General features: G+C 32.5%; 9 protein-coding genes. All 9 read left to right on the top strand.

All coding sequences use genetic code 11. The annotated features are described in order from the left end of the window. Window positions 1–80: 80 nt before the first annotated feature. On the top strand, window positions 81–1,322 hold the full coding sequence (locus J7M77_RS07930; protein ID WP_296877294.1) for an ammonium transporter: 1,242 nt from the start codon (window positions 81–83) through the stop codon (window positions 1,320–1,322). An 11-nt stretch (window positions 1,323–1,333) separates the two neighbouring features. Beyond that, entirely contained in the window at window positions 1,334–1,678 is a 345-nt protein-coding gene (locus J7M77_RS07925) for a P-II family nitrogen regulator (RefSeq protein ID WP_296877293.1), read from the top strand. A 72-nt stretch (window positions 1,679–1,750) separates the two neighbouring features. Next, window positions 1,751–2,056, top strand: a complete 306-nt coding sequence (locus J7M77_RS07920) for a hypothetical protein (protein ID WP_296877292.1) — start codon at window positions 1,751–1,753, stop codon at window positions 2,054–2,056. A 72-nt stretch (window positions 2,057–2,128) separates the two neighbouring features. Next, window positions 2,129–2,962 (top strand): MurR/RpiR family transcriptional regulator, encoded by an 834-nt coding sequence (locus tag J7M77_RS07915; RefSeq protein WP_296877291.1) that lies wholly within the window; start codon window positions 2,129–2,131, stop codon window positions 2,960–2,962. 9 nt (window positions 2,963–2,971) lie between these two features. Further along, window positions 2,972–3,994, top strand: coding sequence for an aminotransferase class I/II-fold pyridoxal phosphate-dependent enzyme (locus J7M77_RS07910; RefSeq protein ID WP_296877290.1), 1,023 nt, complete (start codon window positions 2,972–2,974; stop codon window positions 3,992–3,994). Window positions 3,995–4,079: 85 nt separating this feature from the next. Then, the gene (locus J7M77_RS07905; protein WP_296877289.1) at window positions 4,080–4,355 is read left to right on the top strand and encodes an HU family DNA-binding protein; all 276 of its coding nucleotides are present in this window, start codon (window positions 4,080–4,082) and stop codon (window positions 4,353–4,355) included. 154 nt (window positions 4,356–4,509) lie between these two features. After that, window positions 4,510–5,325, top strand: a complete 816-nt coding sequence (locus tag J7M77_RS07900) for a Cof-type HAD-IIB family hydrolase (RefSeq protein ID WP_296877288.1) — start codon at window positions 4,510–4,512, stop codon at window positions 5,323–5,325. Beyond that, entirely contained in the window at window positions 5,322–6,116 is a 795-nt protein-coding gene (locus tag J7M77_RS07895; RefSeq protein ID WP_296877287.1) for a Cof-type HAD-IIB family hydrolase, read from the top strand. The genes J7M77_RS07900 and J7M77_RS07895 overlap by 4 nt, the downstream gene beginning before the upstream one ends. Before the next feature lie 26 nt (window positions 6,117–6,142). Then, window positions 6,143–7,142, top strand: a 1,000-nt coding sequence (locus J7M77_RS07890) for an MATE family efflux transporter (protein ID WP_296877286.1), incomplete at its 3' end; no start/stop codon positions are given.

The following is a 7,142-nucleotide window of genomic DNA, read 5'->3' as shown; positions in this document are numbered from 1 at the left end:
TTGTAATAAAAATATACTTGCATAATAATAAATTATCATATATAATGAACCCCGTAATCATAGTAAAGGGGGTAATAAAGATGATTAATACGGGTGATACTGGTTTTTTACTTATTTGTAGCGCCTTAGTTTTATTAATGACACCGGGATTGGCTTTTTTCTATGGGGGAATGGTTAGAAGAAAGAATGTTGTTAATACAATGATGACGTCAATTTTTATTATTGGTATTGCCATGGTAATGTGGGTATTGTTTGGATATTCACTTGCTTTTGGAAATGATCATTTTGGAGTGATCGGGGATTTAAGTTTTTTAGGATTGAATAATGTTGGTTTAACACCAGGAAACTATGCTGATTCTATCCCAAGTTTAGAATATGCTATGTTTCAAATGATGTTTGCCATCATTACACCAGCTCTAATTACTGGAGCAGTAGCGGGAAGGATGAAATTTAAAGCGTTATTTATTTTCATCATTGCCTGGTCAACGATTGTTTACTATCCAATGGCTCATATGGTCTGGGGATTAGGCGGAATTTTAGCGAAGATTGGTTCAGTCGATTTTGCCGGTGGTAATGTGGTTCATATTAGCTCTGGAGTTAGTGCTTTAGTTTTATGTATTGTTTTAGGTAAACGTAAAGATTATCAACATGCCAACTATCGCATTCATAACATTCCGTTTGTTGTTTTAGGAGCTAGTTTATTGTTATTTGGATGGTTTGGTTTTAATGCCGGAAGTGCTTTAAAAGCCGATGGTCTAGCCGTTCATGCTTTTATGACTAGTGCGATAAGTGCAGCGGCTGGAATGCTTTCATGGATGTTTATGGATGTTGTTACTAATAAAAAGCCGACTTTAGTAGGTTGTGCTACTGGATTGGTTGTCGGGTTAGTGGCAATTACACCTGGGGCTGGCTTCGTTCCTATCTGGGCTTCATTAATTATTGGCTTAGTTGGCAGTCCAATTTGTTTTGTCATGATTTCTAAAGTTAAAAAACGTTTTGGTTATGATGATGCTTTAGATGCCTTTGGCTGTCATGGTATTGGTGGTATCTGGGGCGGTCTTGCTACTGGTTTATTTGCCCAAACATCAATCAATGATGTCGCTAGATGGAATGGATTATTTTTCGGTGATGTAAATTTATTTTTAGCTCAAGTAATCAGTATTATCGTTACAATCGTGGTCGCTATTGTAGGAACATTAATTTGTATTGCTATTGTTCGTTTATTTACGGATTTACGGGTTAGTAAACGTGAAGAGCAGATTGGTTTAGATTTATCTGAGCATAACGAAACAGCATATCCATCATTTACAGGATTAGACTAGAGGTGAAATAAATGATTAAGATAGAAGCATATATTCGTGAAGAAAAGTTTGAAGATGTCAAAGAAGCATTAGCTAATATTGAAGTTCATGGCATAACTGTTTATCAAGTCATGGGCTGTGGCATTCAAAAAGGCTATAAAGAAGTTATTCGTGGTAATGAAGTTGAAGTAAACATGTTGCCTAAAATTAAGTTTGAAATTATTGTCAGTGATGAAAGCTGGGAAGAAAAAACAATCAAAGCAATTCAGGATGCGGCTTTTACGGGTCATCCTGGTGATGGGAAAATCATAAGTTATGATCTAAAATCAGCTTTACGAATTAGAACTGGAGAAACGGGCAGTGATGCCATCAATTAAGTCAGCTTAGGCTGGCTTTTTTGCATTTTTAAAGATTATCGTTATAATATAAGTTAGTTTAAGGAGGAAAATATGTTAGCAAGATTACATGTAGTTATTTCTAGTGAGGCTGATCAAGCTTATTTACAAGTAAAAGAAAAACTATTAATGATCAATCCGGATTTATCAATTTCACCTAATGGTCCTTATCAGCCGATGAAAGATCATAGTGAGTTTTATGCAACAGTTGATTTAAAAGAGGAAGAAGTGTTACCATTTTTGGCTAAATTAAATAATGACTGGACTGGTGAATATGATGATTGTGAATGTTATGGTTTTAATACTAAAATGTTTGATGAATTAGTTTATTGTCTAGAATTTACTTATTTTAATGATTGATTGTAGGAAACGTTTTATCACGTTTTCTTTTTTTGTTTAAATTGTGTATAATGTAAATGGAGGTGAGGGTAAGTGACAAGAAAAAAAGAAAATAGTGACGTTGATATTTTATATAATTTACTTACCTACATTAATGCTTCATATAGTCAGGATATGTATTACACTATTTGTTATCAAGTGTTAAATAATATTGAAAAAATACCTGATATTTCAATCAATGAGTTAGCTGATTTATGTTATACTTCACCAGCAACAATTTCAAGATTTTGCAAAGCATTAAAATGTGACAATTTTACGGAATTTAAAAAGCAAGTCCAAGATGGATTGCGTCAGGCTAGTCATGAAATTAAATTAGAACCGGAAGTTTTAGTTGCGATTCATCAAGACCCTCAAAAATGTGCGGATTTAGTTTACGATCTAACGATCGATTCTCTAGTGGAAAGTAAAAAATATATTGATATTCATGAAATCGACCGTTTATGTGATATAATATATGATGCTAAAAAATTACATTTTTTTGGTTTCCAGTTCAACAAAATTTTAGCTTCAGATATTCAGTTTAAGCTAATTAAGTTAGGAAAGTTTTCTTATGCTTTTGCCGATCGCGGGGATGATAGTCAAAGAATTGAATTATTGGATGAAGATAGTGTTGCTTTGGTGCTGTCAGTTAGAGCGAGAAAACATCCTGTTGGTGGTTTAGTTACTTCAATTAAAAATCGTGGTGCCAAAGTTATTCTAGTAACTTTAAATCCTGATAGTGAGGTAATCAAACAAGTGGATAAAGCTTTTGTCATCCATGGAAAAGAAAGTGATTTTACCGAATCATCAATTTCAGGAACAACGGCTTTAAAAACTTTCTTTGATGTATTGTATTTACGTTATGGATTATTATATCCAAGAAGATAGGAGGATTACATGTACAGTTTTACTAATGATTATAGCGAAGGGGCCCATCCTAAGATCATGGAAGCCTTGATGCAAACTAATTTAGAACAATGTGATGGTTATGGTTTAGATAAATATTGCAAAGAAGCAACTGCATTATTAAAACAGCAGTTACAAAATGAAAATGTTGATGTTCATTATTTAGTTGGCGGAACACAAACAAATGCAGTTGTAATTTCGGCTGCCCTAAAGCCTTATCAGGCGGTAATTAGCGTAGATAGCGGACATATAAATGTTCATGAAACCGGAGCGATTGAAGCCACTGGTCATAAAGTGTTAACAGCGCCTCATCAAAATGGTAAATTAACACCAAAGATGATTGAAAAAATCGTTAATAGCCACGAAGATGAACATATGGTCCAGCCTAAAATGGTGTATATTTCACAATCAACTGAATATGGTTCTGTTTATTATTTAGATGAATTAAAAGCAATCAGTGCTGTTTGTAAAAAGCATAACTTATATTTATTTGTTGATGGGGCACGTTTAGGCAGTGCGTTAGCGGTTGATAATACCCCAAGTCTTAGCGATTTAGCAAAATATAGTGATGTATTTTATCTTGGTGGAACGAAAATGGGGGCTTTATTTGGTGAATGTTTAGTGATTTGTAATGATGAATTAAAACCAGATTTTCGCTATAACATTAAACAAAAAGGAGCTATGCTGGCTAAAGGAAGATTATTAGGTGTTCAATTTAAAGAACTATTTAGTAATGATTTATATTTAGAAATTGGTCGCTATGAAAATAAAATGGCAGCAATGTTAAAAGATGGATTAAAAGGTTTTAAAATGTATGTTGATTCACCGACAAATCAATTATTTCCAATTATGAATGATAAATTAATTAAAAAATTACAGCAGGATTTTAATTTTATCGTAATGGATCAAATTGACGAAGATCATCATTGTATTCGTTTAGTAACTTCATGGGCAACACCTAAAACGGCTGTAGAAACATTTATTGAAAAAGTAAATCAGGAATTTGATGAATAAAGGATTAAAACTTGTAATAGATGTTAATAAGTAATATAATGATTATAGGATTGTTCCTATACTAAAAGATAGAGGAGAAATTAATATGAACAAAGCTGAATTAATCGAAGCAATTGCTTCAAGTACAGAAATGACAAAAACTGATGTTGATAAAGTGATCACTTCATTTGTTGATGTAGTTACTGATGCTTTAGCTAACGGTGAAAAAGTATCATTAAAAGGATTTGGAAATTTTGAAGTACGTGAAAGAGGCGAAAGAACTGGTCGTAATCCAAGAACTGGTGAACCAATGACAATTGCTGCAAGCAAAGCGCCAGCTTTTAAATCTAGTGTTGCTTTAAAAAATGCTGTAAATAAATAAACTAAAATGACTGTTTAAAAGTCTGATGAGTACTCTAATTACTAAGAGTGCTCTTTTATTTTACAAAAATATTTTAAAGTATGTAATTGTAAAGTGAATCTAGAGAGTATTTATGATAAACTAGATAATGTTAGATGATAGGAGTGGAAATGATATGATTAAATTAATTGCTACAGATATGGATGGAACATTTTTGAATTCAGAAAAAGAATTTGATCCCCGTTTTAACCGTATTTTTTATGAACTTAATAAATTAGGAATTAAATTTGTAGTTGCCAGTGGGCAACAATATTATCGTCTTTATCAAAGATTTATTCCGATGAGCGATCAAATGTGTTTTATCGCTGAAAATGGTGCTTATGTAGCCCTAGGTACCCAAAAACTGTTTGCCAATGATATCGATCGTAAACTAGTTGATCAGGCAATCAGGATAATAAAAAAAGAACCGCGTTTGATCATGATCATGTGTGGAGCTAAAGGGGCCTATATTGAAAGAAAACATCAAGAATATGAATATGAAGTAAAAAAATATTATTGTATGTATGAATTTGTTGATGATTTTTCACAGGTCGATGATGAAATTATCAAATTAGCGATTTTTGATCCTCAATATAAAATAGTAGAATTATTAGAAACAGTAAAAAAACAGCTACCAGAAGATCTAAAATTAGTTACAAGCGGTAATGAATGGATGGATATTGCCAATAAAGAGGCCAATAAAGGTTTATCAATGACATTTATCCAAGAATATTTTGGAATACATGATTATGAATCAGTAGCCTTTGGTGATCAAATGAACGATTATGAGCTGTTACAAAGTGTTAAATACAGCTTTGCAATGGAAAATGCTGTAGATGCAATTAAGGATATTGCTTATGATATTGTACCTTCAAACATGGAACAAGGGGTTTTGGTTAAACTGGAAGAAATTATTGCTAGTAATGGAAATATCGAGGAAAGTAAAAAATGAAACCACAAAATATTATTTTCATGGATATTGATGGGACCCTAATCATTCGTGATCATATCCCTTTAAGTGCAATTAAAAGTATTCAAAAAACCAGAGCCAAAGGAAATCTTGTTTATTTATGTACCGGGAGATCTTTAGCGGAGATAGGAGATATTAAAAATATTGGTTTTGATGGAATTATTGGCGGTGGTGGCTGCTATATTGAAAGTCATGATACGATTGTTGATCATTTTACTTTTAATTTAAAAGATATCGAATTTTTAAAGAGTTATTTAGATGAACATCAAGTTCATTATTATCTAGAATGTAATGATGGTATTTATTGCCATCAAAGTGTCAAAGATTTTATGGTCAAAGAGATTTTTCATGGTGAAACTAGCAGTTTTCTTGATTTATTAAACCCGATTGAAAAATGTTCTTTAGAAAATGTTAATAAAATTTCTTTTATTTCTCCGTTTTATCCATATCAAGAAATTGCTAAAGAGTTAAATAAATATCATTTAGTTAAAGCTTCATGGGGACCTAATTTACAAGAAGCTGGTGAAATTAGCTTAGAAGGAGTTAATAAAGCTGCTGCAATCAAGAAATTATTAAAATATTTAAAGCTTGATTCTATTAAAACATACGCTTTTGGTGACAGTATGAATGATGTAGAAATGTTTGAAAGTGTTGATGTTGCGATTGCAATGGGAAACTATAGTCATGGAATTGAAAAATATGCTGATTTTATTACTAAAGATGCTTTAGATGATGGGATTGCTTTTGCAATGGAAAAATATGAATTAATCTAATTGTTTGATGGAAAGAAGATGAAAAGATGAAGGAAAAAACAATTGATTTAACTAATGGGAATATTGTAAAATCCATAATTCTATTTTCGATACCCTTATTAATCGGAAATTTGTTTCAACAATTATATAACGCTGTTGATTCATACGTGGTTGGAAACTACGTTGGAACCAATGCTCTTGCTGCAGTAGGCGCGAGTACTCCGGTTATTAATATGCTGATTGGTTTTTTCATGGGAATTTCAACCGGTGCTGGAGTTGTTATTGCTCAATATTTTGGAGCCGAAGAAATTAAAAAAATGAAACTGGCGATTCATAACAGTATGGCATTAACGCTGGTTGTGGGGATTGTTTTAACAATTGTTGGCTTATTTTTTACTAATCCTTTATTGCAGGCAATTGGTGTTCCAAAAGAAGTTTTTAAGCAGGCAAGTTTATATTTAGGAATCTATTTTGCTGGGCTGATCTTTGTGATGATTTATAATATGGTCTCAGGGATTTTACGTTCAGTAGGTGATTCCAGGCGGCCCCTTTATTTTTTGATTTTTTCCAGTTTGGTTAATATTGTCTTAGATTTTCTATTTGTTCGCGGTTTTGGCTGGGGTGTTGCTGGGGCTGGCTATGCAACTTTAATTGCTCAGGCGGTATCAGCTGTTATGGTCATGTATGTTTTAATGAAAACAGATGATGTTTATAAGGTCTGTATAAAAGATATTGGTTTTAATAAATCAATCTTAATGAAGATCATTAAAATTGGGTTACCAACGGGATTGCAGCAAAGTATCGTATCGTTATCAAATGTAATTGTTCAGTCTTATATCAATGTTTATGGTTCATCGGTTATTGCGGGATATTCTGTAACGGTCAAGATTGATGGTTTTGTCAATTTACCACTACAAGCCTTTAATATGGCTGTAACAACCTTTGTTGGTCAAAACATTGGCGCTAAGAAATATGATCGGGTAAAAAAGGGTGCTTATTTGACAACTTTTTTAGCGATGGTTACGATTGGAATCTTTGTTATCTTGA

This window comes from Thomasclavelia sp., from assembly GCF_017889095.1.
Taxonomy (GTDB): Bacteria; Bacillota_I; Bacilli_A; order Erysipelotrichales; family Coprobacillaceae; genus Thomasclavelia.
Note: the sequence above shows the minus strand (reverse complement) of the source record. Positions and strands in the feature narration are given on the sequence as shown.

What these genes read in the sequence shown, in the direction of transcription:
- J7M77_RS07930 (WP_296877294.1), top strand. Translation starts at nt 81, where the DNA reads ATGATTAATACGGGTGATACTGGTTTTTTACTTATTTGTAGCGCCTTA.
- J7M77_RS07925 (WP_296877293.1), top strand. Translation starts at nt 1,334, where the DNA reads ATGATTAAGATAGAAGCATATATTCGTGAAGAAAAGTTTGAAGATGTC.
- J7M77_RS07920 (WP_296877292.1), top strand. Translation starts at nt 1,751, where the DNA reads ATGTTAGCAAGATTACATGTAGTTATTTCTAGTGAGGCTGATCAAGCT.
- J7M77_RS07910 (WP_296877290.1), top strand. Translation starts at nt 2,972, where the DNA reads ATGTACAGTTTTACTAATGATTATAGCGAAGGGGCCCATCCTAAGATC.
- J7M77_RS07905 (WP_296877289.1), top strand. Translation starts at nt 4,080, where the DNA reads ATGAACAAAGCTGAATTAATCGAAGCAATTGCTTCAAGTACAGAAATG.
- J7M77_RS07900 (WP_296877288.1), top strand. Translation starts at nt 4,510, where the DNA reads ATGATTAAATTAATTGCTACAGATATGGATGGAACATTTTTGAATTCA.
- J7M77_RS07895 (WP_296877287.1), top strand. Translation starts at nt 5,322, where the DNA reads ATGAAACCACAAAATATTATTTTCATGGATATTGATGGGACCCTAATC.